This window comes from Denitrificimonas caeni (genome assembly GCF_027498055.1).
Taxonomy (GTDB): domain Bacteria; phylum Pseudomonadota; class Gammaproteobacteria; order Pseudomonadales; family Pseudomonadaceae; genus Denitrificimonas.
In genome coordinates this window covers 567,851-594,179 of sequence record NZ_CP114976.1, presented here as the reverse complement: position 1 = coordinate 594,179, position 26,329 = coordinate 567,851, and the positions used below count along the sequence as shown (strand labels likewise).

At 48.1% G+C, this 26,329-nt stretch carries 28 protein-coding genes; 5 read left to right on the top strand and 23 right to left on the bottom strand.

The features are described 5' to 3' along the window. Window positions 1-3: 3 nt before the first annotated feature. Both O6P33_RS02890 and O6P33_RS02885 read left to right on the top strand, forming a co-directional pair. Window positions 4-210: a hypothetical protein gene (locus O6P33_RS02890; RefSeq protein ID WP_269818748.1), complete on the top strand. Its 207-nt coding sequence runs from the start codon at window positions 4-6 to the stop codon at window positions 208-210. 54 nt (window positions 211-264) lie between these two features. Then, the gene (locus tag O6P33_RS02885; protein WP_269818747.1) at window positions 265-1,128 is read left to right on the top strand and encodes an AbaSI family restriction endonuclease; all 864 of its coding nucleotides are present in this window, start codon (window positions 265-267) and stop codon (window positions 1,126-1,128) included. A 128-nt stretch (window positions 1,129-1,256) separates the two neighbouring features. Here the strand turns inward: O6P33_RS02885 and O6P33_RS02880 are convergent, their stop codons facing one another. Genes O6P33_RS02880 through O6P33_RS02870 form a run of 3 tightly spaced genes read right to left on the bottom strand, consistent with a single transcriptional unit; the run spans window position 1,257 to window position 2,764 of the window. Beyond that, on the bottom strand, window positions 1,257-1,808 hold the full coding sequence (locus tag O6P33_RS02880; RefSeq protein ID WP_269818746.1) for a YqiA/YcfP family alpha/beta fold hydrolase: 552 nt from the start codon (window positions 1,806-1,808) through the stop codon (window positions 1,257-1,259). Window positions 1,809-1,843: 35 nt separating this feature from the next. Then, window positions 1,844-2,143, bottom strand: a complete 300-nt coding sequence (locus O6P33_RS02875; protein ID WP_269818745.1) for a hypothetical protein — start codon at window positions 2,141-2,143, stop codon at window positions 1,844-1,846. 21 nt (window positions 2,144-2,164) lie between these two features. Then, window positions 2,165-2,764, bottom strand: a complete 600-nt coding sequence (locus O6P33_RS02870) for a hypothetical protein (RefSeq protein ID WP_269818744.1) — start codon at window positions 2,762-2,764, stop codon at window positions 2,165-2,167. Window positions 2,765-2,899: 135 nt separating this feature from the next. On the opposite strand from O6P33_RS02870, the gene O6P33_RS02865 reads away from it, so the two are divergent. After that, entirely contained in the window at window positions 2,900-3,808 is a 909-nt protein-coding gene (locus O6P33_RS02865) for a LysR family transcriptional regulator (RefSeq protein ID WP_269818743.1), read from the top strand. A 7-nt stretch (window positions 3,809-3,815) separates the two neighbouring features. Here O6P33_RS02865 and O6P33_RS02860 read toward each other — a convergent pair whose 3' ends face one another. From O6P33_RS02860 to O6P33_RS02805, 12 genes are all read right to left on the bottom strand, one after another. After that, complete coding sequence (locus O6P33_RS02860) at window positions 3,816-4,391, bottom strand: YceI family protein (protein ID WP_269818742.1); 576 nt, start codon at window positions 4,389-4,391, stop codon at window positions 3,816-3,818. Window positions 4,392-4,434: 43 nt separating this feature from the next. Further along, on the bottom strand, window positions 4,435-4,989 hold the full coding sequence (locus tag O6P33_RS02855) for a cytochrome b (RefSeq protein ID WP_269818741.1): 555 nt from the start codon (window positions 4,987-4,989) through the stop codon (window positions 4,435-4,437). 148 nt (window positions 4,990-5,137) lie between these two features. Then, window positions 5,138-5,857 carry an RluA family pseudouridine synthase gene (locus O6P33_RS02850; protein WP_269818740.1) on the bottom strand — a complete coding sequence of 240 codons (720 nt, stop codon included), beginning with the start codon at window positions 5,855-5,857 and terminating at the stop codon, window positions 5,138-5,140. Between the two features lie 137 nt (window positions 5,858-5,994). Then, window positions 5,995-6,663 (bottom strand): DUF1345 domain-containing protein, encoded by a 669-nt coding sequence (locus tag O6P33_RS02845; RefSeq protein ID WP_269818739.1) that lies wholly within the window; start codon window positions 6,661-6,663, stop codon window positions 5,995-5,997. Window positions 6,664-6,719: 56 nt separating this feature from the next. After that, entirely contained in the window at window positions 6,720-7,094 is a 375-nt protein-coding gene (locus O6P33_RS02840; protein ID WP_269818738.1) for a gluconate 2-dehydrogenase subunit 3 family protein, read from the bottom strand. A gap of 311 nt (window positions 7,095-7,405) precedes the next feature. Beyond that, window positions 7,406-7,870: a bacterioferritin gene (gene bfr / locus O6P33_RS02835; protein WP_269818737.1), complete on the bottom strand. Its 465-nt coding sequence runs from the start codon at window positions 7,868-7,870 to the stop codon at window positions 7,406-7,408. Window positions 7,871-8,202: 332 nt separating this feature from the next. Continuing rightward, on the bottom strand, window positions 8,203-9,267 hold the full coding sequence (fba, locus tag O6P33_RS02830; protein ID WP_022967229.1) for a class II fructose-bisphosphate aldolase: 1,065 nt from the start codon (window positions 9,265-9,267) through the stop codon (window positions 8,203-8,205). 87 nt (window positions 9,268-9,354) lie between these two features. After that, the gene (locus tag O6P33_RS02825; protein ID WP_269818736.1) at window positions 9,355-10,518 is read right to left on the bottom strand and encodes a phosphoglycerate kinase; all 1,164 of its coding nucleotides are present in this window, start codon (window positions 10,516-10,518) and stop codon (window positions 9,355-9,357) included. Between the two features lie 6 nt (window positions 10,519-10,524). Next, window positions 10,525-11,586, bottom strand: coding sequence for an erythrose-4-phosphate dehydrogenase (gene epd, locus O6P33_RS02820; protein ID WP_269818735.1), 1,062 nt, complete (start codon window positions 11,584-11,586; stop codon window positions 10,525-10,527). A 75-nt stretch (window positions 11,587-11,661) separates the two neighbouring features. Further along, entirely contained in the window at window positions 11,662-13,662 is a 2,001-nt protein-coding gene (gene tkt / locus O6P33_RS02815; RefSeq protein ID WP_269818734.1) for a transketolase, read from the bottom strand. Window positions 13,663-13,930: 268 nt separating this feature from the next. Beyond that, window positions 13,931-15,121 (bottom strand): methionine adenosyltransferase, encoded by a 1,191-nt coding sequence (metK, locus tag O6P33_RS02810; RefSeq protein WP_269818733.1) that lies wholly within the window; start codon window positions 15,119-15,121, stop codon window positions 13,931-13,933. A 14-nt stretch (window positions 15,122-15,135) separates the two neighbouring features. Beyond that, a complete protein-coding gene (locus O6P33_RS02805; protein ID WP_269818732.1) occupies window positions 15,136-16,137 on the bottom strand; it encodes an ArsR/SmtB family transcription factor in 1,002 nt (333 codons plus the stop codon). Between the two features lie 209 nt (window positions 16,138-16,346). On the opposite strand from O6P33_RS02805, the gene O6P33_RS02800 reads away from it, so the two are divergent. Then, on the top strand, window positions 16,347-16,538 hold the full coding sequence (locus O6P33_RS02800; protein WP_269818731.1) for a hypothetical protein: 192 nt from the start codon (window positions 16,347-16,349) through the stop codon (window positions 16,536-16,538). Between the two features lie 97 nt (window positions 16,539-16,635). Beyond that, window positions 16,636-18,828, top strand: coding sequence for a YccS family putative transporter (gene yccS, locus O6P33_RS02795; protein WP_269818730.1), 2,193 nt, complete (start codon window positions 16,636-16,638; stop codon window positions 18,826-18,828). On the opposite strand, the gene O6P33_RS02790 is transcribed toward yccS, so the two are convergent. The 8 genes from O6P33_RS02790 to O6P33_RS02755 form a co-directional block, all read right to left on the bottom strand. Further along, window positions 18,803-19,474, bottom strand: a complete 672-nt coding sequence (locus O6P33_RS02790) for a DNA-3-methyladenine glycosylase (RefSeq protein ID WP_269818729.1) — start codon at window positions 19,472-19,474, stop codon at window positions 18,803-18,805. The genes yccS and O6P33_RS02790 overlap by 26 nt on opposite strands. 94 nt (window positions 19,475-19,568) lie before the next feature. Next, window positions 19,569-20,609 carry an NADP-dependent oxidoreductase gene (locus O6P33_RS02785; protein WP_269818728.1) on the bottom strand — a complete coding sequence of 347 codons (1,041 nt, stop codon included), beginning with the start codon at window positions 20,607-20,609 and terminating at the stop codon, window positions 19,569-19,571. Window positions 20,610-20,630: 21 nt separating this feature from the next. After that, a complete protein-coding gene (locus O6P33_RS02780) occupies window positions 20,631-21,788 on the bottom strand; it encodes an iron-containing alcohol dehydrogenase (protein WP_269818727.1) in 1,158 nt (385 codons plus the stop codon). A 514-nt stretch (window positions 21,789-22,302) separates the two neighbouring features. Beyond that, the gene (locus tag O6P33_RS02775; protein WP_269818726.1) at window positions 22,303-22,527 is read right to left on the bottom strand and encodes a hypothetical protein; all 225 of its coding nucleotides are present in this window, start codon (window positions 22,525-22,527) and stop codon (window positions 22,303-22,305) included. A gap of 20 nt (window positions 22,528-22,547) precedes the next feature. Next, window positions 22,548-22,820: a hypothetical protein gene (locus O6P33_RS02770; protein WP_269818725.1), complete on the bottom strand. Its 273-nt coding sequence runs from the start codon at window positions 22,818-22,820 to the stop codon at window positions 22,548-22,550. A 20-nt stretch (window positions 22,821-22,840) separates the two neighbouring features. Then, window positions 22,841-23,842: a hypothetical protein gene (locus tag O6P33_RS02765; RefSeq protein WP_269818724.1), complete on the bottom strand. Its 1,002-nt coding sequence runs from the start codon at window positions 23,840-23,842 to the stop codon at window positions 22,841-22,843. A gap of 432 nt (window positions 23,843-24,274) precedes the next feature. Continuing rightward, the gene (locus O6P33_RS02760) at window positions 24,275-24,727 is read right to left on the bottom strand and encodes a hypothetical protein (protein WP_269818723.1); all 453 of its coding nucleotides are present in this window, start codon (window positions 24,725-24,727) and stop codon (window positions 24,275-24,277) included. Between the two features lie 164 nt (window positions 24,728-24,891). After that, window positions 24,892-26,307, bottom strand: coding sequence for an O-antigen ligase family protein (locus tag O6P33_RS02755; RefSeq protein ID WP_269819448.1), 1,416 nt, complete (start codon window positions 26,305-26,307; stop codon window positions 24,892-24,894). Window positions 26,308-26,329 lie beyond the last annotated feature (22 nt).

Below are 26,329 nucleotides of genomic sequence, written 5' to 3'. Positions count from 1 at the left end.
TTTATGACTAAAAAATTAAACATGCAATTATCCCCAGAACAAACAGCACACTATTTGTCCATCATGCGCAAAAAAACAGAAAATGAAGTGAATCAAGATTGCGAGCCATCAGGCGCAACTCTGCGCATCTCAGTGTGCCCTATTTTTGGCGCCAGCCTTGACGTTGAAGGACACGACTTAGGTGAGATAGCTTTTGAGTTTATAAAATAAGACCTGATATTTACTATAGTATACGGCGCTAGAATTTTAATTTGGATTTTAATAATGAATAAAAAAGAATATATAACCAGGCAACTAGGAAGAACAAAAAATAAAAAATATGAAGCTTATGTTGTGACACGAATTATTCACTTACTGAACGATTTAACTGTTAAGTTTGTAACCCAACAGTATGTGACTAGGCCAGAAGGTCGAGCGCTAACTGATTTATACTTTACACAATTTAACTTACATATTGAAGTTGATGAAGGGCATCATTTTAATGGTGCTAACATTGCAGCAGATAAATTGCGTGAAGCAGACATTATCAACGCTACTGGGCATCAGATTATACGGATCGATGCAACCCAATCACTTGAAGAAATTAATGATAAAGTTAAAGAAACTGTTGATAAAATAAAAGAAATTAAGCGTAGCACTTCATTTATACCTTGGGATATTGACTCTGAATTTAATTCTGAAACATATATCCAACGAGGCTATATTGATATTGCTGACGATGTTGCATTTAAAACCATAAAAGATGCATGTAATTGTTTTGGTCATAATTACACTGGCTATCAAAGAGCTGGAGCATCACATCCAGATATCGATACAATATTATGGTTTCCTAAGCTGTTTGAAAATGGAGAGTGGGACAATCAAATTAGTAGAGATGAAGAAACAATAACTGAAAGAAATATAAATGATGACAAAGCTAAATCATATATTTTAAGCCATATAGAAGATAAAGAAAAATATAAGCATAAACGTATAGTTTTTGCGAAGGTCAAAGGAAATCTAGGTGATATTTTATATCGTTTTAGAGGGTTATACGAGTTAGATACAAAAAACAGTACTGAAAAGACAGGACTGATTTGGCACCGTACTGCAACCAGAGTTAATACATATAAGCAAAATCAATGCTAGCCGGGTAGCAAACTACTCATCCTCCTAACATCGTAATTCACTGCTCTGGAACTGGTAATTACTTTACTGCTGCAGCTCTTTAAGAGGGTGCAATATGGTTTTCTGAGTAGTTTTATGAAGACTTGTAGTTAATGTACATCTTGAAGATGCTTAGTGATCTGCTCAATCAATGGCGAAATATCTTCAAAACGATGGTCGCCATAATTACAGCTTATAATGGGCAACTGTTTTTCTTTAGCAAAGGCTTGGGTGTCCTTAGCAGGAATGACTTCATCCAACGCGCTCACAATAATTAAACCTCTAGCCGTCGTATTAAAATCTGGATACGAGCCCACGTGCGCAAGTTTCAGCTCATAACTGCTGCCATCATAATTTTGGTGCTTGCCTATGTATTTTTTTAGGGTCTGGCTTGGCGTAATCGATGGATTGATAGCAACGAAAGGCACCTTAAGCTGTGCCGCGATATGCGAAGCCGTATAACCACCCATAGATGTACCAACAATGCCCTGTATGTTTCCTGCTGCTACTGCGAAAGCTAAAGTATCTTTAATCACTTGATCAAAGCCTTGGCAGTAGTCTGGAGCAAAGGGCACAACTTCGCCTATCTTGCTTAGCTCATCATACTTTTTGCTGCTTTTCTTTACGGCAGAAGCAAAGCCGTGCAGATATAGAATTTTCATTGATTGTCCTTGTTAGTCGTCCTATTAGCACTGCATCAATCAACAGTTATAACCGCATGATCAGGATAATATGCTCGATCATGAGCGATAGAAAATATCAGTTCTGCTACTTTGCAAGTGCGCTCATTACTGACAGTGCTTTGTATTATTTCTGTAGACAGGTACGTCAAATACTCAGCTAACGGTTGAGCTGTTGTATTGTTTACAGCCAGATCTAAAACCTTATTAACATATAATTTGTATTCATCTCGCGGCCAATTTGAGTCGGACACTCCGATAGGGTCCCATTTGTAAAACAGGATTTCATCAATACGATTATGTAGGATTTTATTCATTTAACTACCTATATCATACAATTAATAGCGAATAGGACTACTACTACAAATAAACATTATCTGCTCAACAGTTCGCATAGGGGTAATGTCATACCCTACTTTTTCTTGATGGTTTCTATGGATAAATTCAAACTCAGGAGCAGCTGCAACTTTTTGACAAAGATCCAAATACGCCCAAAATAGTCCAGATTTTTGAACTTTATAAGCATGCGCTTTTCCTGTTAAAAAATTACAGACCCGACTATCCCATATCGCATAAACATTAGGATTAATAAAGTGTAGCATTTTAGATACTCCTACTATGGAGTTATTCATCAGCTTTTTAAGTATCAATAAATCTTCATCTGATATTCTTTCTGAGTGCTTTGCCTTATTTATAACAGACACTGCCAAGTCAAAATCATCACTTTTATATTCTAATATTGTTGGCATCCAGCCGTAAGTAAAATTCGCAGCAATAACCAAATCATGTTCTGTTAACTGTGCTTTGCTTTCAAAATACTTTACGAAGTGATAGTAAGATTTATTATAATTATTTTGAGTACTATCATTTTCTAAAAAAACAGCCCTATCTAGGATTTCACCTGCTTGAATACTCTCTATAAGCTGAATATTTTTCATGCGCTCATCCAATAGTAATGATACAAAATAGACGCTAACCTACACTCGTCTACACTAAAATCATGCTAACTCAATACTGCGACACCTTACGTCGCAGTATTGAGTTAATCCCATAAACCCGGCCATGGTTCGCTTATGAAAGCCCCACGTATCACTTTAGATCAATGGAAAATCTTACAAGCCGTGATTGATCATGGTGGCTATGCGCAGGCGGCACAAGCGCTGCACTGCTCGCAATCATCGATCAGTTACAACATTGCCCGCATGCAAGAACAACTGGCCATGCCATTGTTACGCATTGAGGGACGTAAAGCGGTATTAACGGAAACGGGCGAAATCCTACTCAGACGCTCGCGGCAATTAACTGCCGATGCAGCGCAGCTGGAAGCCTTAGCCCAACAAATCGAAGAAGGCTGGGAAGCCGAAGTGCGTTTAGTGGTGGATGTGGCCTACCCCAGTCAAAAAATTGTGCAAGCCCTGCAGGCTTTTAAACCTCTGAGTCGCGGCTGCCGGGTGTTATTACGGGAAGAAGTGTTATCAGGCACAGAAGAAGTGCTGCATGACGGTGCCGCTGATATTGCCATCAGCGTGTTGAATATTACCGGTTATCTACCCATTGAGCTGGGCTCGATTACTTTTATCGCCGTTGCCCATCACCAGCATCCGTTGCATCAGCTGAGGCAAGAACTCAGCGGCAATGATCTCTCTGCGCATATGCAGGTGGTGGTGCGTGATTCGGGCAAACGTCAGCCACGGGATGTGGGTTGGCTAGGTGCGGAACAGCGTTGGACAGTGGCCAGTTTAGCCACATCGGCTGAGTTTATTCGTGCGGGTTTAGGTTTTGCTTGGTTGCCGGAACACATTGTTGCAGCTGATTTAGCCAGCGGGTTACTGAAAAAACTGCCCTTGCAAACCAGCGGTGTTCGCCATCAACCCTTTTATCTGTATAGCCATAAAGATAAGCCGCTCGGTAAAGCGGCGAAAATCTTAGTTGATTGCATTCGCGCCAGCGCGCTACCTATGCCAGATAGCGCCACTGACTAAGGCGATCTTACTTGCGTACGCCTTCCACGGATAAAATCAGCTCAACACTTTCTGAAGCGGGACCTAAGTTGGCTTTGATACCAAAATCAGCCAACTGCAGCGTGGTGGTACCTTCAAAACCGGCACGGTAGCCGCCCCAAGGGTCATCGCCTTCACCAATAAAGTTAGCAGCAATCACTATTTCTTTAGTCACACCATTGAGGGTTAAGTCACCGACAATATCAGCAGCGCCTTCACCGGTGCTAACCACTTTAGTGGAGGCAAAGGTCGCTTTAGGGTGCTTGCTGGTATTTAAAAAGTCAGCGCTGCGTAAGTGCTTATCACGCTCAGCATGGTTACTGTCGAGACTAGCAGTACGCAAGTTAACATTGACTGTGCTGGCTTCTGGCTGCTCTGCGTCATAGCTAAAAGTGCCATCAAAATCTTTAAAGGTGCCGTATAACCAGCTGTAGCCTAAGTGGCTGATTTTAAAGTTTACAAAAGCGTGCTGACCTTCTTGGTCAATCACGTAATCGGCTGCCGATACTGCACCAGTGGTTAATACCGAACCCAATAGCAATGCTGCAAATATTTTCTTAAACATGTTATTACCTCTAAATGAATTAAAAAATGTAAGTCGTACGAAATTATTTTGGCCCACAACCCAGCATGCGCTTGAGTGTGGCGTCGCGATCAATAAAGTGATGCTTCAATGCAGCTAAACCATGTAAGCCAGCAAAAATCACCAAAGCCCAAGCCACATAAAAATGCACCGCTCCAGCCAAGTCGGCCTGCTTGGGTAAGCCAGTAATCAGCGCTGGGATCTCAAACAGATCAAAGACACTGATACCGCGCCCGTCGGCGGTGGAAATCAGATAACCTGAAATCATCACCACAAAAAGCCCCAAATACAGCGCGCCATGGCCTAAGCGGCTGAGCAACTGCACCGCAGTTGAATGACTACTGAGTGCCGCTGGTTGCGGCGTGAAAAAACGCCATAGCAGCCGCAACAGCATTACCGCAAAGAGCACAATGCCAACGCTTTTATGCAGCGCTGGAGCTGTACGGTACCATTCGCTGTAATAGCTCAAGTCCGTCATCCACAGGCCCAAACCAAATAAAGCAAAGACTGCCACTGCTACCAACCAGTGTATAAGCACACTGACCCAACCATAGCGATTTGAAGAATTAAGCAACTGCATATGAACTCTCTTATGTTGTTGATGCTGACTATTGTAGCCACATTACTATTGATAAAAAGCGCTAATTAATGCTAATAACAATCGATATTTTAGATAGATCAGTCTATTCAACATATATCTTGCTGATTTAGCGCCACCTATTGCCCTGTCATGGGTAAAACGGACAAGGGCTCTGGGCATGGATATGCTCGCCACTACGCGGGTGCTGGAAATATACATCCTTGGCATGCAACAGTAAGCGCTCTGCCATCTGTTCACTGTGCGCACTGCTATAAAGCTCGCAACCCAGGATAGGGTGACCAGCTAACAAACTGTGGATACGCAACTGATGAGTACGCCCTGTGAGCGGGGTAAACTCCACCACGGTGCGCTGCGGTTGATCCAAACGCTGCAAAACCCGGTATTGGCTGGTCGCCGCTTTACCGCTGCTGTGACAGATTTTCACGCGCGGAAAAATACTTTTATCTTTAGCAATGGGCGCACTGACTTGCCCGTGGTCATGTTGCAACCACCCCTCCAGCACCGCCACATAACGCCTTTGGATCACTCGTTGCTGAAACTGAATATTCAGATGACGGGTCGCCGCCGCATGCAACCCCACCAACATAATCCCTGAAGTGCCAATATCTAAACGGTGCGGCAGTTTCGCCTCTGGGAAGGCCGGAGTTGCGCCCTCTTGCCCATGTAATAAGCGGTAATACACCGAGTCCCAGTTCAACGGATTAGCCCCAGACACACTGAGCAAGCCACTGGGTTTATTGATCAATAAAATATCATCATCTTGATACAGAATCTCCACCAAGGCCTCACACTCTGGCGCGACAAAGTCGGTTAAAGCGCCGTGCGGCAGTAGAGCAGTAGTAGGCATGCAAAACTCTCTGTTACTGATAAATAGAGCGACCTAGCTTAACACGCGCGATTGGAGCGGCCGCATGAAAACAGGCAGGGTGCTACAAAATTATGCACGGCGTGGAACAGCCACAACGATCTAACTTGATTTTTAAGCTAGAAAAAGCTCGCAGAGATATTGATACACAAACCAAGTATTGCCATGTTGAAGATAAAAGAAACAATGGACTGCAAGAGTACGGCGCGCCGCATTGGCGTAGAAGCAATTTCCACATCCGCGGTTTGTGAGGCCACGGCAATAGTAAATGAGAAATACATGAAATCAGAATAATCTGGCTTTAGCGTTTTTTCGGGAAAATACAACCAAGGTTCACTATAATTGGGGTTGCTGTAATAGAGGTGTGCATAATGCATGGTGTAACCCATGGGCAATAACAACCAAGAAGAAATCAGCGTGGATGCGGTCAGCGAGTACTGAAATATTTTATCTTTGGTGGAGAGTGCATCATGCCCACCAAGAACAAAAAAGAGCACCAGCAAGCTCACAAAACAACCAATCAACAGAAAAAACAGCACCATTTTGGCGCTCTCATCGGCATTGATAGTTTCCTGGCAAATATCTTTTTTTCTAGATCCGACAATTTTGCTAAAAAGAAACAGTAGGTAAACCCAAGAAAAAGCATTCCAACTGATAATAAAGCTCAGCAGCGCCTTCTCACTGGGCAGCAAGATCAAGAATGTAGCAGTGGCAATAAGCAAAGAGACGATAAAATGGGGCTTAGTCCGAAAGATAGCACTAAGAATATGAGTGTCATTGCGGGGCATCTATAACACCTTATAAATATAGATTATGACCCATCATAACAAGCAAAATAGGCGACCTAAAGCCTAGAACCAAGCTCTATGTCACGACCAATAAAGCTTAAAGGAGCATCAGGCACATGCGGTCCTTGCATATACCAGTCCACCGCTAAGCCATAGCTGCTAGCGAGTTGCCGATCAATAAATACTGGCACGCGTGTCTCATAAGCTCCCGGCCCATCACCCTCCGAGGGTATCAAGCGTGCGGTTGCTGCGATGATAAATGCCCACTCACTGGCATTAAAATATTCAGGTAGGTATTGCTCCAGCGGTACAGTATCGGCTTGAGTCGCAAAAGACCAAGACGGTAAAACACTGACAGCCGTAGCGATAGAGGTGGCAGCAAGGAACTCTCTTCGTGACGGTTTCCATTCTAGAATAGGTTTATCGTCCATTGTTGTGTCCTCATACAGGTGTATTTTTGAAGGACTGCCAATACTGTCCGTGCCGTCCTTCTATTATATTTACGGCCCTAGAGTGACCGCTAGGTCTTAGAGAGACTCAATGGTTACTGTATAGATTTTTTCTCGCTGAGTGAAATATATAAATCCAAGGCGCACCCTAGAGCACTGCGGACTGCTACGTTGTGGCACGTCTCGCAGAGACGCGGCTGCAGCCTTTTCTACCTGCCATAAAGCAAAAAACTGAGCGCATGCACAGGCATGGCTCAGTTCGAGATCAATCGTTTGCGGCTAAACGCGTGTGTTTAGATCTGCGCTTGCAGGTAGTTTTCTAAACCGAGCATTTCAATCAAGCGCAATTGCTTTTCAAGCCAGTAGGTATGGTCTTCTTCGGTGTCACGCAGTTGCGAGAGCAGCATGTCGCGCGAGACGTAATCCTTATGCTTTTCACACAGCGCCATAGCATCGGTGAGGTTTTTTTGTACGCTGTATTCCACAGCTAAATCTTTACGCAGCATCTCGGGTACAGTTTTACCGTATTCAAAGGCATGCGGGCGCATGTCTGGTGTGCCTTCCAGAAACAGAATGCGGCGCAAAATGTCATCGGCGTGCTGAGTTTCTTCTTCCATCTCATGATTGATGCGGGTGTACAGATGCGTCAAACCAAAGTCCTCGTAGTAACGCGAATGCACAAAATACTGATCACGCGCGGCTAACTCACCACGCAACAGCTCGACTAAACAGGCAACAACTTCCGAATGACCTTGCATAGCAACCTCCACTCATAATCAATGCAGTCATCATAAAACAGCGCAATATTAAATGCAGGGTTTTATCTATAGGCCTAGCTCTGGACAGCTACTGATATGTACACCGCATCGACATATGCCATTTATATGTCGATGAAACGGCATAATTTCGACATGAGGTTCTTATGTGTCGATAAAACGCAATAATTTCGACACATAAAGCTGGCATGTCGACGCCATCGACATAAAAACACGCAACACAGACACAAATAGCACGAGGTAAAATCTGCCAGGCAATAAAAAACCCGCCTGCTCTTTTACCAAGCAGGCGGGTTTTGTGTCGCGTGATTAACTTACTTAATGTTTTTATACAGCTCGCCGCTGGCGTAACGCTGATACATTTTCTCTAAGGAAATCGGCTTGATTTTTGAGGCGTTGCCGGCAGTGCCGAAAGCTTCGTAACGAGCGATACAGATATCACGCATCGCCACCACGGTTTCTGCGAAGAACTTACGTGGATCAAACTCGCTTGGGTTCAGCGCCATGTGGCGACGCATGGCACCGGTTGAGGCTAAACGCAGGTCAGTATCAATGTTGACCTTACGCACGCCGTACTTAATACCTTCAACGATTTCTTCAACAGGTACGCCGTAGGTTTCTTTAATGTCGCCGCCGTACTGGTTGATGATTTCCAACCACTCTTGTGGCACAGAGCTGGAGCCGTGCATCACCAAGTGCGTATCAGGAATACGTTTGTGAATTTCTTTAATGCGCTCAATCGCTAAGGTGTCGCCGGTGGGTGGCTTAGTGAATTTGTAGGCACCGTGGCTGGTACCAATAGCGATGGCTAAGGCATCCACTTTGGTTTGCTTAACAAAATCAGCGGCTTCTTCTGGATCAGTGAGCATTTGCTCCATATCCAATACGCCTTCTGCGCCGATGCCGTCTTCTTCGCCGGCCATTCCGGTTTCTAAACTGCCTAAGCAGCCCAGTTCACCTTCAACCGAGACACCACAAGCGTGTGCTAAGGCAACAGTGCGACGGGTGACGTCAACGTTGTAGTCGTAGTCCATTGGCGTTTTGCCGTCTTCACCGAGCGAGCCGTCCATCATTACTGATGAAAAGCCCAACTGAATGGAGCGCTGGCACACATCTGGGCTGGTACCGTGGTCTTGGTGCATACACACAGGAATGTGTGGAAACTCTTCGATCGCCGCTAAAATCAGGTGACGCAAGAAAGGTGCACCGGCATATTTACGTGCGCCAGCCGAGGCTTGCACGATCACTGGTGAGTCAGTTTTATCCGCTGCTTCCATGATGGCGCGCATTTGTTCTAGGTTATTGACGTTAAAGGCTGGAACGCCGTAGCCAAACTCGGCAGCGTGATCCAGCATTTGACGCATGCTAATAAGAGCCATAATTATTTCCCCGCAAGGTCATTAAAATCGATCCGACCCACCCTAAGTGAGTCGGTAATTAATCGTCAACGCAGACAATAAGCCGCTTTAGGCTTTTGCGCGTTCTTCTAAAATAGCCACAGCTGGTAAGACTTTGCCTTCCACAAACTCAAGGAAGGCACCACCACCGGTGGAGATGTACGAAATTTTCTCGGCCACATCATACTTATCAATGGCTGCCAGCGTATCACCACCGCCTGCAATTGAGAATGCGTCGCTCTCAGCAATCGCTTGCGCCAGCACTTTGGTGCCGTTAGCAAACTGATCAAACTCAAACACACCCACTGGGCCATTCCACAGGATGGTTTTTGAGTTTTTCAGCAACTCGGCAAATTGCTGAGCGGTTTCTGGGCCGATATCCAAGATCATATCGTCTTCAGCCACATCAGCAACGGCTTTAACTGTGGCTTCGGCATCGGCAGCAAAGGCTTTGGCGACCACTACATCGACGGGCAAAGGCACGCTGACTTTCGCCGCAATGGCTTTAGCGGTATCGATTAAATCTGCTTCATACAGAGACTTACCCACTGGGAAACCAGCCGCTGCCAAGAAAGTATTGGCAATACCGCCGCCAACAATCAACTGATCGCACAGTTCCGATAAACTGGTCAGCACATCCAGCTTGGTCGATACTTTTGAGCCCGCCACAATTGCCGCCATAGGTTTGGCTGGTGCGCCCAGTGCTTTACCCAATGCGGCAAGCTCTGCCGATAACAACGGGCCTGCGCAAGCCACTTTAGCAAACTTGGCCACACCATGGGTGGAACCCTGCGCGCGGTGCGCAGTACCAAAAGCGTCCATGACAAACACATCGCAGAGAGCGGCGTATTGCTTGGCGAGCTCATCGGTATTTTTCTTTTCGCCGCTGTTAAAACGCACGTTTTCCAGCAGTACGATCTCGCCGGGCGCCACTTCGACGCCATTCAAGTAATCGCGTACCAGCGGTACGTCGCGGCCCAGTACTTTGCTTAAGTAAGCAGCCACCGGGGCCAAGCTGTTCTCTTCACTAAACTGCCCTTCATCAGGACGACCAAGGTGCGAGCAGACCATAACTGCCGCGCCTTTTTCCAAGGCTAAACGGATGGTCGGCAAGGCTGCCACAATCCGTGCATCACTGTGCACAACACCGTCTTTTACTGGCACGTTAAGATCTTCACGAATCAATACGCGCTGGTTGGTGAGATCAAGGTCAGTCATATTTAACACTGTCATGGAATTTTAGTCCTTTACTGAGCGGTTAGTGGTAGAGGCAACATTTAAAAAGTGTTCAGCCACATCCAGCATGCGATTGGCAAAGCCCCATTCGTTATCGAACCAAGCGACAAAATTGAGCATGCGTGGGCCACTCATGCTGGTTTGGCTGGCATCGAAAATAGCTGAATGCGGGTCATGGTTAAAGTCGCAACTGGCGTGCGGTAATTCAGTGTAATCAAGCAAGCCGTGCAGCGCACCTTGCGCAGCAGCTTGCTGAAACAGTTGATTGATTTCTGCCGTATCGGTATCGCGCTGAGTTTGCACGGTAATATCCAAGCAAGACACGTTGACCGTAGGTACACGCATCGCTTTGGATTGGATTTTACCGTTCAACTGCGGCAGTAAACGCTCGATACCACGTGCCAAGCCGGTAGAAACAGGAATCACTGACTGAAACGCAGAACGCGTGCGGCGTAAATCTTTATGGTGATAGGCATCAATCACCGGCTGATCATTCATCGCCGAATGAATAGTGGTGATAAAGGCATGCTCAATCCCCACGCGGTGCTCCAGCAATTGCAGCAAAGGCACTCCGCAATTGGTGGTGCAAGAGGCATTGGAAACGATCAACTCGTTGCCAGTTAAAGAGGCGTGATTCACTCCATAGACAATGGTGGCATCCACATCCGCGGCGCTTTCCATGGGCTGTGAAAGAAGCACACGCGGCACGCCAGCATCAAGAAAACGCTGCGCATCGGCGCGACTGGTGTATTGTCCAGAGCACTCCAGCAGCAAATCAATTTCTAATGCAGCCCAGTCCACCTCTTCCGGCGTACTGGCACACAGCACTTTGACGCAAACGCCATCAATGTGCAGACAATCGCCATCCACACGCACTTCACCGGGGAAGCGCCCATGGGTGGAATCAAAACGGGTTAGGTATTCAATACTGGCTTGATCAGCAATGTCATTGAGCGCGATGATTTCAAAGTTGGTTTTATCTTTGCGCTCGCTTAAAGCACGCAACACGCAACGACCGATACGGCCGTAACCATTTAGGGCAACTCGAAATGGGCGTGCAGACATAACAATCCTTTCTTGAAAGCTTTACAGAAACAAGCCGCGCACAACGATAGTCATGCGCGGCGATACTAGTGCTGCTTACTCGTCGTCGAGCAACTCTGCAGCAACGTTAAGTACATCATTAACCGTGAAGCCAAACATCTCAAACAACTGATTAGCCGGTGCTGACTCGCCGTAAGTGGTCATGCCAATTACACGGCCATCAAGACCGACGTACTTGTACCAGAAGTCAGCGTGTGCGGCTTCAATAGCAATGCGCGCACCCACTTCGATGGGCAGGACTGCTTGCTTGTACTCGGCATCTTGCGCATCAAACACGCTGGTGCACGGCATAGAAACTACACGTACTTTATGGCCTTGCTCTGTCAGTGCGTTATAGGCACTCACTGCCAAGCCCACTTCTGAACCGGTCGCAATCAAGATCAACTCAGGCTCGCCGGCGCAATCTTTGAGGATATAACCACCGCGCTCGATATCAGCAATTTGCGCAGCAGTGCGCTCTTGGTGATCGAGGTTTTGGCGACTGAAAATCAGGGCGCTGGGACCGTGTTTACGCTCTAACGCATACTTCCACGACACCGCAGATTCCACCGCATCACAAGGACGCCAGGTATCAAGATTGGGCGTGGTACGCAAACTGGTCAGCTGCTCAATCGGCTGGTGGGTTGGACCGTCTTCACCCAAACCAATGGAGTCGTGGGTAAACACATAGAGCACACGTTGCTTCATCAACGCTGACATGCGCACTGCGTTACGGGCGTACTCCATAAACATCAGGAAGGTTGCGCCGTAGGGAATCAAACCGCCATGCAATGCCACACCATTCATAATGGCGCTCATACCAAACTCGCGCACACCGTAGAACACGTAGTTACCAGAGGCATCCACTTCTGAAACGCCTTTGCAGCCTTCCCATAAAGTCAGGTTAGAGCCGGCAAGGTCAGCAGAACCACCCAGCAACTCAGGCAGCAATGGGCCATAAGCATTGAGGCTGTTTTGGCTGGCTTTACGGCTGGCAATGCTTTCACCTTTAGCGGCAACTTCAGCAATGTACTGCGCAGCTTTCTCAGCAAAGTCCGCCGGTAAATCACCGGCCATGCGGCGCTTAAACTCAGCGGCCAGCTCTGGGTACTCAGCTGCATAAGCAGCAAAGCGTGCGTCCCACTCAGCTTCGGCTTTCGCACCAGCTGCGTCTGCGTTCCACTCTGCGTAGATATCCGCTGGAATTTCAAATGGGCCGTGTGGCCAGTTCAGTTCGGCGCGGGTTAAGGCAATTTCTTCATCACCCAGTGGCGCACCGTGGCTGGTTTCTTTGCCGCCACGGTTGGGCGAACCAAAACCAATCACGGTTTTGCAGCAAATTAATGTTGGCTTATCACTTTCGCGCGCCGCTTCAATGGCGACTTCAATTTCATCTGGGTTGTGGCCGTCAACATTACGGATCACGTGCCAACCGTAGGCTTCAAAACGGCGTGGGGTGTCATCACTGAACCAGCCTTGCACCTGACCATCAATGGAAATGCCATTGTCATCATAAAAAGCGGTGAGTTTACTCAAGCCCAAAGTACCGGCTAATGAGCAGACCTCATGGGAAATACCTTCCATCAAGCAGCCATCACCTAAGAACACATAGGTTTGGTGATCAACAATTTCATGTTGAGGACGGTTGAACTGCGCCGCCATGACTTTTTCCGCTAAGGCAAAACCCACCGCATTGGCTAAACCCTGACCGAGTGGGCCAGTGGTGGTTTCTACGCCAGCGGTGTAACCGTACTCAGGGTGACCTGGGGTACGGCTGTGCAATTGACGGAAACTTTTCAGGTCATCCAGATTGACGTCATAACCGGTTAAATGCAGCAGTGAATACAGCAGCATAGAGCCGTGACCATTGGATAACACAAAGCGGTCACGATCGATCCACTGGGGATTTTTCGGATTGTGCTTCAGATGATCACGCCACAAGACTTCGGCGATATCCGCCATACCCATCGGGGCACCCGGGTGGCCACTGTTGGCTTTTTGCACAGCATCCATGCTGAGGGCGCGAATGGCATTGGCTCGCTCACGACGGCTGGGCATTACTGAATCTCCTGACGCTAAAATTAAAATAAAGGCGGCTATTTTCGCCCACCTGAGCACAGGGGGCAACGTTTGTAATTAAGCAAAGTCGAGATTATAGCGGATAACCACCAAGAAGGCGGCATTAAAGACAGTCGCAAATAGTGCTAGAGATAGACAGTGCAGGGTGTAAAGCAGGGTTTAATGTGCAGCCAGATAGGACTGCAGCACTAAGCATTCGCGCAACAACAGCTCCACGCGAAGCGCAAAGCTGTTGTGCCTAAGCAGCTTACAGACCAGCAGCAGCGCGTAACGCTTCCGCGCGGTCGGTATTTTCCCAACTAAAGGCGGTGAAAGTGTCATCACCGACCGTCATTTCGTAGGGCGTGCGACCAAAGTGACCATAGGACGCAGTGGCTTGATACATCGGGTGCAGCAAGTCGAGCATGGTCGTGATCGCATAAGGGCGCAAATCAAAGGTATCGCGCACCAGCTTGATGATCTGCTCATCGCTGATTTTACCGGTACCGAAGGTGTTCAAAGAAATCGACGTCGGTTGTGCCACGCCAATGGCATACGACACCTGAATCTCGCAACGCTCTGCTAAACCTGCAGCAACAATATTTTTCGCTACATAGCGGCCAGCATAGGCGGCACTGCGGTCAACTTTGGATGGGTCTTTACCGGAGAATGCACCACCACCGTGACGAGCCATACCACCGTAGGTATCGACGATGATTTTACGGCCAGTTAAACCGCAGTCACCCACCGGGCCACCAATCACAAACTTACCGGTTGGGTTGATATGGTACTGAGTGTCTTTGTGCAGTAATTCAGCAGGCAGTGTGTGCTTAACGATCAGCTCCATAGTGGCTTCGTGCAGATCTTTTTGCGAAACATCGGGGTTGTGCTGAGTGGACAAAACCACCGCATCAATGCCCACTACTTTGCCATTTTCATAGCGGCAAGTAACTTGGCTTTTCGCATCGGGGCGCAACCAAGGCAACAAGCCACTTTTACGCACTTCAGCTTGGCGCTCCATTAGACGGTGAGCGAAAGTAATGGGTGCAGGCATTAGCACGTCAGTTTCATTGCTGGCATAACCAAACATCAAACCTTGGTCACCAGCGCCCTGCTCTGCCGGGTCGCCTCGATCCACGCCTTGGGCGATTTCTGAGGACTGTTTACCAATAATATTAAGGATGCCGCAGGTGTTGCCGTCATAACCGACATCGGAACTGTTGTAGCCGATATCCACGATCACATCGCGCACCAGCTGCTCTAAATCAATCCAGGCAGTGGTAGAAATTTCGCCAGCCACAATCGCCACACCGGTTTTCACCAATGTTTCGCAGGCCACACGGGCTTGTTTGTCTTCAGTGATGATGGCATCTAACACTGCATCAGAAATTTGATCCGCAATCTTATCGGGGTGGCCTTCAGATACGGATTCAGAGGTAAAAATCGAGTATTCGCTCATGTCGGTTCCTTTAACTACCGGTGCGTGAGGGTGCTTCGTGAATCCGGCTTGGCAAAATGCCGCAGCTGAATTTGAAAGCCGTTTTTTAAACCCAAGTAAAGACTTTCACTGGGTATCAGTCCTGCGGCATCGGCCCACTGGGCCAGTTCATCCTGATCAAAACCTAACCATAGATCGCCGCAGGCCTGCTTGGCCCAATCTTGGTCGTGACGGCACAATTCAGTGATCAATAAACTACCACTTGGTTTTACTAGTCGCGCCAGCAAACACAAAGCATCCGCTGGTGCAGCAAAATGGTGCAAGACCATATTCACCACTACACAATCTGCAGCAGCAACATCATCATGCAGCGCATCGGCCAACTGTAGTTGCACATTGTGCAGGCCATGCTTAGTGCAGGTTTGTCGTGCCAGCTCGAGCATTTGTGGACTGTTGTCGAGCGCACGTACCTGGGCAAAGCGGCTGGATAATTCGGCGAGAAAGCCACCATCGCCGGGGCCGACTTCAATCGCTGTAGCCTCGGCCGGAAAAGTGAGCGAGTCCAACAAAGCTAATAAGCTGTCACGGAACTGTGGCAAACCGGCGATTAAATCTTGGCGGCTTTGAAAATCACCGGCCATGCGCTCAAAAAATTCTTGACTGGCCTGCGCGCGCTGCCCATGCACTTGTTTCAGGCGCAGCAGCACATCGGCCGGCAGTGGTAAGTCATCCAGACTGCTCAGTAAAGCGTTATGCAATAACTCATCGGGGCTTTGCTGTTGCGGCAAGCTGCGACGGTAAAAAATCGCATTGCCTTCACGTCGCGAGGTGACTAAACCCGCTTGGGTCAGCACTTTTAAGTGATGGCTGATACCCGACTGGCCAGTGGCAAAAATCTGCGCCAGCTCTAATACACCAAAGGAGTCATTACTCAACGCACGCAAAATATTCAGGCGCAAGGGCTCACCAGCGGCTTTACAAAAAGCAGCTAAGGCGTCCGTTGGACTGTACGTGGGTAATTGCGTGGCTGTGCTCATAAGGCAGGCAGTTTAGACCCAGAATAGACACACGGCAACACCTATATCAATAAAAGTTGATATAGGTGTACAATCACCACACCCAGCCCGCAGTGAAGTGACTGTATGCATTATCCGCTTCAGCAAAAATCAGGGACCAAAATGAACTGTTCATCATTCTGTCACTCTAGTTTGCTACAACAGTATCACCGATAACATGGAGTTAGATGATGTCCACATTAAGTGAACTAGCCGAACAAATCAGTCGCCTGTACCCGCTGGAAGATACACGCTGCGGTGTCCGTTATAGAGTCGTCAACCAACTGGCGGGCACTACAGAACTGGAAGCTGTGAATGGTCAGCCGCGTTATGTACCCACCCACATTCTGCAAGATAAATTTATCTGGAAGAAGTCCGCGTAAGCATTGTATTGCTTGCCGTTTTGGCCGTCTTGTGCCAGCCTAAAAGCTGGTTTTATGGGTATCGCTAACCCCTGACTGGCGCAAGGACTCTCTATCTATGGGCTCGCTCTCTTTAAGTCACTCTCTACGCCGTTTGTGGGCATTAGAGCGTTTTGGCTCGAGCTTGCGTTTTTTTATTGCCCTCACCGTCTGCATGGGTTGGTCTTGGTACAGTGGGCAGATGGAGCTGCTAACGCCTCTATTTCTGGGGGTTATTGCCAGCGCTTTGTCAGAATCCGATGACAGCTGGCAAGGCCGCTTCTTTTCCACTGCAGTGACACTCATTTGCTTTTTCTTCACTGCAGCTGCGGTTGAGTTATTACACCCCTACCCTTGGTTTTTTGTCATTGCACTCAGCAGCACCACATTTTGTTTAATTATGCTGGGTTCGCTGGGCGAACGTTACGCCACAGTAGCCTTTGCCACCTTAATACTCGCCATTTACACCATGATCGGCTTAGAACAAAGCGGTGATGTACTGGTATCGCTGTGGAAACAACCAACGCTGCTCGTGATAGGCGCCAGTATCTACGGCGTTTTGTCCATTATCTGGTATGGCATTTTTTCCCAGCAACCCTTGCAGCACAGCTTAGCGCGGCTGTTTCGCGAGCAGTGTGATTACTTAAAAGCTAAATCAGCACTCTTTGAGCCTTTGCGTAATATGGATGTAGAGGGTCACCGCTTAGCAATCGCCAAACAAAACAGCCGTGTGGTTGCAGCATTAAATGACACTAAAAGCATTATTTTGCACCGGGTAGGACGACGCAGTAACAGCAAAGTAAACCGCTACCTAAAGCTCTATTTTCTAGCGCAAGATATTCACGAACGTGCCAGTTCCTCCCATTACCCTTACTCACAACTGGCAGAAGCTTTTTTTCACAGTGATGTATTGTTTCGCTGCTTACGCTTATTGCGCCAGCAAGGCGACGGTTGTAAAGCCCTAGCCAAAGCCATTGAGCTGCGCCAACCCTTTGATTACGGCGGTGGCCACAGCGCCGCTTTAGAAGATTTACAAGGTGCTATTGCTTACCTCAAACAACAAAACAACCCTGAGTGGCGTGATTTACTGCGGTCTTTACGCGCGTTAGCTAACAATCTCAGCACCCTCGATCACTTGCTGCGCGATGCTGCCAACCCTGATGCTATCGCCTTAACGGCCAACGATGCCATTTTGGATCGCGACCCGAAAACCTTTAAAGAAGCTTTTGAGCGCATTCGCCAAAACCTCAGCATTCACTCACTGTTATTTCGCCATGCTTTGCGTCTGAGTATTGCTGTCGCAGCTGGCTATGGCGTGATGCAAATGCTGCACGCCGATCAAGGTTATTGGATTTTATTAACCACTGTATTTGTCTGCCGCCCTAATTACGGCGCCACTCGCACCCGCCTCGCTGAGCGTGTTATTGGCACTATTTTAGGTTTAGCCGCCAGCTGGGTGTTACTGGAGCTGTTCCCTGCATTATGGTTCCAAGCGCTGATAGCCGTTGCCGCTGGAGTCGCCTACTTCACTACCCGCACCACGCATTACAAACTGTCCACTGCCTTCATCACGATGATGGTGTTGTTCTGTTTCAACCAAATTGGTGATGGTTATAACCTGTTCTTACCCCGCTTAACCGATACTTTAATTGGTAGTGCCATCGCCGGCTTAGCGGTGTTTTTTATCTTGCCTGACTGGCAAGGCCGCCGCTTAAATGTGGTATTGGGGCAAACCCTGCGCAGCAATGGCCGTTACCTTAAGCAAATTATGCTGGAGTACACCCAAGGCAAAACTGATGATATGGCCTACCGCGTCGCCCGTCGCGATGCGCACAATGCCGATGCTGCGCTATCGAGCACCCTAACCAATATGCTCAAAGAGCCGGGGCATTTCCGCCGCCAAACCGATATTGGTTTTCGCTTTTTACTGCTCTCACATACCTTACTGAGCTATATCTCGGCGCTAGGTGCGCACCGCGAGACTCTCGCCCACGCGCCAACCTACCCCTTACTCAATCAGGAGGCACAGCTGATTGCTGACAGCCTCGAAACGCTGGCCCAACAGCTGATTAAGCGCGAATCCATTGCCGTGCACTGCGATGCCGAGCAACAGCAAAGCTATCGCTTACGTGATTTACCTGAAGAAGAAGATGACACCCTGAGATTTTTACAAACCCAACTGCTGTTAATCAGCCAGCAACTGGGCTCAATTCGCACCTTAGCTGCCCATGTGCTCAACAGCAGTACTAAACAGGTTGAAGATCGCCAGTGAGTCGAAAAAAATCTCGCCCTTCTACCTGCCCACGGCGTAAAGGATTTTTCGTGCAGTAGGCGGCATATTCAGCATCAACAAAGCGATACGGCAAATCTTCATCACGGCCTTGGCTGATGCCTAAGCGTGTGGTTTGCAGAATCTCTAGCGGGCGCAAGCCACAGTCTTCCACGTAAAAATGCTCAGCAGAAAAACGCTGATTATCCCAATTTGGTACTTTCAACCCTAAACTTTTACACAGTAAAGTCTGGCCACTGCAAAGTTTATGCACAGGACGCGGCAGGCCTTGGCGATCGGGGTTATTGGCCTGCAAAATACTCAGCGTGGACTGGGGCGATAGCTGATCAAAGTACGGGTAAGCTGATTTAATTAACACCGCATTACCCGGACCTTGCGCACTGAAATTCACTGAATCACCGCCGCGCGCATAATACATATAGATGGTGCCACCATCAGCAAAGAGTGCTTGGCGTTTCTCGGTATAACCCAACGAAGCATGACTGCCTTTATCAGTGAGTAGATAGGCTTCGGTTTCAATGATCCGAGCACTGAGCCAAATACCTTGATGGCGATAACGTATCACCTTGCCCAATAAATCCGGCGCCAGCTCAAGAGCGGGGCGATTAAAAAAAGTATCTGGGAGCATCAGTGCCCTCCTACTAAAACACAAATACAGCCGGCAAAGGCCGATTATTCACCAGCGACCTCTGCAGGCTGCATCTTTGTTGCTGCCTATACGGTTACTGCTCTTCAGGCCCCACTTGGATCACCAACTTACCGAAGTTTCTGCCCTGCAATAACCCCATAAAAGCTTCTGGTGCATTGGCTAAACCAACCACGCGATCTTCACGGTAGGTTATTTGCTCATTTGCCAGCCACTTTTGCATATCCGCATTAAACTCTGGGTAGCGCGGCGCGTAATCATCAAAAATGATAAAACCTTGCACGGTTAAGCGCTTCACCAAAATAGTGCTCATCAATAAAGCTAAGCGGTCCGGTCCTGGCTGTAAGGCGGTGGCGTTGTAATTGGCAATCAAACCACACACCGGAATACGGGCTTTAGTGTTGAGTAACGGCAATACCGCATCAAAGACTTTACCGCCGACGTTTTCGTAATAAATATCAATACCTTGCGGACACGCCTGAGCCAATTGCTCAGCAAAATCGTGTGCATGATGATCAATACAGGCATCAAAACCTTGTACTTCTACAGCGTAGCGGCATTTTTCTGCACCACCGGCCACGCCCACTACGCGACAACCTTTGATCTTCGCAATTTGCCCGACAGTGGCACCCACCGGCCCAGTTGCCGCGGCCACAACTAGCGTTTCACCCTCTTTAGGTTTACCAATATCGAGCAACCCCATATACGCGGTAAAGCCTGGCATGCCGAGAATCCCCAGCGCATAGGATGGAGCTTTCGGTGCGGTGCCCAGTGGCATTAAATCAGAGCCGTCACTGATGGCGTAATCTTGCCAGCCACTATTGGCCAACACCCAATCACCTTCAGCAAATTTTTCATGTTTAGAGGCCACCACTCGACTAACAGTAGCGCCCACCATCACAGCACCCAATGCCACAGGTTCGGCATACGATGGGCCATCGCTCATACGACCACGCATATAAGGGTCCAGCGATAAGTACACAGCGCGCAATAACACCTCGCCCTGTGCTGGGGTTGGCAGTGCTTGCTCTTCAAGCCTGAAGTTCTCTGGCGTGGGTGCACCATGGGGGCGCGAAGCCAAGACGATACGACGGTTAACTTGGGTCGATTGAGTCATACATTACTCCTAAGCATTCAATTACAGGCTGGCTTCCAGCACACGGCGACTTATCGCCAGATCAATGTCTTTATGCTCGCCTAACTGCAGCATGCCGTGTTGCTCCAACTGTTGCAGCGCGGCTTCCACAGCATCTTGTGCAAGACCATAGTCATTAAGACGGGTTTTTACCCCAAGGGTTTCAAAAAACTCACGGGTTCGCGCAATCGCTGCATCAATGCGCTGCTCTGCATCACCATCGCGCAAATTCCACACACGCTCTGCGTATTGCAATAGTTTTTCACGCTTCGCCACGCGGCGCTCTTGCAGCATAGACGGCAAAATAATTGCTAAAGTCTGAGCATGATCTAAGCCGTATAAAGCCGTGAATTCATGCCCAATTAAATGCGTCGACCAGTCCTGCGGTACACCGGAACCAATCAGACCATTCAAGGCTAAGGTGGCCACCCACATCAGATTGGCACGCACCTCATAATCATCTGGCTGACTGAGCGCCAGCGGGCCTTGCTCAATTAAGGTTTGCAGCAAGCCTTCAGAGAAGCGGTCTTGCACCGGGGCGTTCACTGGGTAAGTTAAGTACTGCTCCATGACATGAACAAAAGCATCAACCACACCATTGGCCACCTGACGCTCCGGCAAGGTAAAGCTTTTGCTTGGATCTAACATGGAGAATTTCGGAAAAACCAAATCGTTATGGAACGGCAACTTGGCTTGCAAGGATTTACGGGTAATCACACTGCCGTTGTTCATTTCCGAACCCGTTGCCGCTAGGGTCAACACCGTACCAATGGGCAGTGCTTGTTTAATATCACGACCGCCATTGAGCAATATATTCCAGGGGTCATCTGGGTAAGGCACCGCTGCGGCAACAAATTTAGCACCATCGATCACAGAGCCACCACCGACCGCCAATAAGAAATCGATGTTCTGCTCACGGGCAATTTGCACGGCTTCCATCAGCTTCTCATAAGTGGGATTAGCCTCTACGCCACCAAATAGATAAACCTTGCGCTCACCCAGCGCCGCTTGCACTTCATCTAAGGTGCCGGTGCGCTGTGCACTTTGCCCACCGTAAAGCACCATTACCTGCGCTTCCGCTGGAACAAAGCCATCTAGTTTAGCGATACAGCCTTTACCAAAGCTGATATGGGTTGGATTGTAAAAATCAAAATTTAGCATGTCGTCGATGACTCCTCGTGAGTGATAACAACGATTTACAAGGCAAACCGTTGCTCTGTTCTTAATGCACAGCACCTACACTCAGTAGGTACATCAGCGGCAACCCATGCAGCTAAAGCCTGAGTATTCACGTGCATTGTTTACTCCATTGCTAGGCGTAACTTAGCTAACAAGCCCTACCAACACCACAACTAACAAAGCTTGATGGCAATATTAGAACCTAAAGTAGCGCTTAGAATAAGCAAGATTAGACCAGTCGTCTAGAAGTTTTTGTAAGATTATTGATAATAGTTCATCACTCGCCAACTGCGCTGTCGCTGTAAGCTGTGCTGGACTATTTCTGCGTTCACTAAGACTGGATGGGAGCTATAAAAGGTAGTACGCAAATGCATTATTGTCTCTGCAAGAAGCGCAGCGACCTCGCAGCCCACTGTTGCAGAACCTTGCTATGCCTGCAGCGCCGAGTGGTTTACCAAATAGATTACTTCGCTACGCTCGCAAATACGGCAGATTGTTACGGAGCAAACACCGCCTCAATGGTTTCAGCAAAGAGTACACGTTCAGTCCAGAGATCCAGCTCGGCGTCACTGGCTTGGAAAAGGCGCTGTTCGTACTCCTGAGCCTGCTGGTTAAACTTGAGCTGTAGAAGCTTATAAAGGGTTGCCGCACGGCCTTGACCAATGCCCTGCTCGATTCCTTGCTCGATGCCCTGACGCTCAATAATTGAAATATAGGTCATTTTACTATCCTCTTCGAGGTCTACCCAGCAAATACCGCCTCAATGGTTTCAGCAAAGAGTACGCGCTCGGTCCAGAGATCCAGCTCGGCGTCACTGGCTTGGAAAAGGCGCTGTTCGTACTCCTGAGCCTGCTGGTTAAACTTGAGCTGTAGAAGCTTATAAAGGGTTGCTGCACGACCTTGGCCAATACCCTGCTCAACGCCTTTTTCTAGCCCCTTTTCAATTCCCTGCTCAAGACCTTGCTCGAGGCCCTTTTGAATGCCTTGGCGCTCAATAATTGAAATATAGGTCATTTTACTATCCTCTTCGAGGTCTACCCAGCAAATACCGCCTCAATGGTTTCAGCAAAGAGTACGCGCTCGGTCCAGAGATCCAGCTCCGCGTCACTGGCTTGGAAAAGGCGCTGTTCGTACTCCTGAGCCTGCTGGTTAAACTTGAGCTGTAGCTGCTTATAAAGGGTTGCCGCACGGCCTTGGCCAATGCCCTGCTCAACGCCTTTTTCTAGCCCCTTTTCAATTCCCTGCTCAAGACCTTGCTCGAGGCCCTTTTGAATGCCTTGGCGCTCAATAATTGAAATATAGGTCATTTTGTTATCCTCTTCGAGGTGTTCTAGTTGCTCATTGTAGTATGGGGTTAAGTCTTCGGGTAGTGCGACGATCCACTCTAAAAAGACCACTAATTGCACAACCTGTTCGCGGGGTAATTGCTTTTTAGCAGCCAGTCGATAATAGCCAATTAAATTATCAACGCGGTTTTTACCGTCTTTGATCAGCTTGGCCGTCAGTTGCGCGGCGATCAGCAAGCCGAATGGATTGTCGTGCTGCAGTAACTGATCGGTTTTATCTTGCCAGTCCAGCAGCTTCACCGTGGCAAATTCAAAGCGAATGCTGCAGCCGGCAATTTCGTCATTGTAGTGACTGGGTCTAAAACTGGGCTGAGTGTCAGTTAGCACCGCCAAGCTGATTACTGGCTTCTGGTAACGGTCACGAATGCGGTAATAGTAAATGAACATGCGTTCGGCAAAGTCGCTTTCGGGTGCGCCTTGCACTTCGATGTGGATTAAAATCCATTGTTCGCTGCCGTTTAAAAACTGCACTTTAACCAGCTTATCCGCATAACGCCGTGGGTTTTTCGCCTTGCGGGTGATTTTTTGCAGTTCTTTATCGAGAAACTCAACCGGTTGCTGCCAGTCGATTAACTCCGCAATGTGCGGGTAGAGAAAATCCATAAAGGGCTGGAAAAAGACTTCCAGCGCACCTTTCCATGGGCTGTCGTGGTCTTCGGGTGCAGATTGGCCGTGTTTAGATCGCCGCATAGTAACCTCCGTGTTACTGGGTTTGCTGCTATGCAGTATAGACGAGGTTTTGCAATGTGAAAGTTGAGTGCTAGGTAGCGATACGGACCGCTAGAAGAGCACAAAAAAAGCAATTCTCCGTGTGGCCCGCTGCGTTAAATCTGTTTTTCCCTCAACGAGACTTCCTGTCTCGATTCGGGCGCTACGCCATCCATGGCTACGCTTGCCACAGACCTAACGCAGCGTGCTTTGAATATTGGTATTGCTGGCAATAATTGCAGCTATTTGAATACACGGTAAGTGGTGAGTTACCGCTTCTACGAAGCCTTTAGGCTATGACGATCTATATTTAGGCACTCGCGATAGAGTGCTTCGCTGTGTTTGCAAAACTCGCCAGCGTCTCTGCGAGGAGCGCAGCGACGCGGCAGTCTATAGGTTGCGATCTACGCAGTATTAATCAACATTAGCCACTAAATCACGCAACTGCTGCCGGCTGAAAAAGTCGCTATCAATCTTCAGTAGTTGATCTGCAGCCAGAGGAATAAAGACAAACCGGCGCTGGTCATTGCTTTGAAAATAATAGGCATTGTGCTTGGCGCTGGGCCAAAACTCCGCAGGGTATTGATCGGCAAATTGTTGGGTAAATACCGTGACAGCGTGAGAGTTGCAGAGGGTATTTGCAACGGGGTTTACCACAGTGTGGAAAAACTCCGCGCTGCTACAGCTTTCATCAATGGCTGCCTCTTGGCTAAAGGCCAAATAATCCCGACCTGACTGATTGCTGTACTTAAACACTAAAAAATCCCCACGCCCGCTCGGCATGGCAATCAGTTTTGGCTGCGTGGGCAGGCTGAATGACACTCCGGCAAAGCGCACCGTTGGTGCTGGATTATTTATGTAAGGCAATTGATAGCCAGAACAGAATGCTAGGCTCAGTACGATCGGTATTAAAACTGTAAGAGACCTAAATGGCATCGGCATATCTACTCTGCTTGATTACTTTTATTCTAAATAATAAAAATCCTGTTTTGAGGCGAGATTTAATTTGTAAACAGCAAACAGAAGCACAGCTACTTACCATCCATAGGTATCCAGCCCTGCATCCAAAAGCGCGGAGTGTAACCCGTACCGTGTTTTTCCATATGGGCTTCGCTGTCTTGCGTTAGGGTGGGTACTTCGTTAATCAGTACATTACCCAAAATCAGAATGACGGGTATGGCTAATATGCGCAGGCTATAGGTTTGCCCGCGGTCTGCTGCTGTGGTGTCTGTTGCTGATGCTGTAGGTTTTGACCAGCGCGCCATGGCAAGACCGATTAAAATGGCCAGCCAAGTTTCTGTGTAAGGCATAACAAATACGCCGTCTACTTGAGCTAAAGCCAATGCGCCTAAAATACTCATCCAGAGTGCAGCATCGAGTGGCTGACCTTTCTCTGAGCGTACAAAACGTAAGCCATGCAGCATACCCCAAACGGCAATAAACACTGCAGCTAAGGTGGCAAATATGCCCCATTCAGCCAGCCATTGTAAAACCACTTGGTGCGGATGCGCAGCGACCGAGTTGACCTCAGCAGAAAAGTGCATCGGGCCAACACCCAGCCAAGGGTTGGCAATAAACATATCCCACGCCAGTTGCCAGATCACTTCACGTTTGGATAAACCAAAGCGCATGCTGTCTCTTACCGAAGAGGTTTGCCCTAACCATTCGGGGACAACAGTAAACATTAAATAAAAGAGGATAAACCCCAGCACGCCAGCCGCAGCTTGTACCGCTAGCAAGCGCCAAAAGCGCGGGAAAAACACAATTAAAGCAGCATGGCTGACAGCTAAACCTAACCACAAGCCGCGCCCGCCGAGGGAAAAGGCAATGCACCACTGCACCAGCAGGGTGATAAAGATAATGCTCGACAGTAGCTTGCTGTAGCGGTGTTTGACTTGCCAATGATGCAGAGCTAAATAGGCTAAAATCGGCATAAAGAGCATTTGAAATTGATTGAGGAAGCGCGGGTTGGAAAAACCGTTAAAAAGTAGGTCGGCATTGAACATTAAAATGCCGGTGGCGAAGGCCATTAAGTAGTAGGTCAAAAACTGAAAAGCGTTCAAAAAAGCAGTTGCAGCCAGCAGATAGAGTAACGTTTTTAAAAACCATACTTGCCTAGCACTGTATGCGATAATCATAACCAGTATAAATAAACCGGCATAACGTGCCCACTCTTTTAAAGCCCAAGTAGGAAACTCAGATAGGAGAGCAGACAGCAGTCCAAATCCCAGCAGAGAAAATAACAGAATACAAAAATGACGGGGCAAGGTTAGCGTCGGTAAAAAATAAGCTATGCCAGCAGAAATACACAGAAGTATCAGCTGATAGAAGCGTTGCTGGTCATTCCAAGAAAAACCAATGTGCCAAGTGTCTAGCAGCGAACTTGCGAATAAAACACAAGTGAGTAATAAAAAAACAGCAAGTGCGGTACGCAAGAAAGTTGTCATTGGCAATGATAGTTCCGAAGTA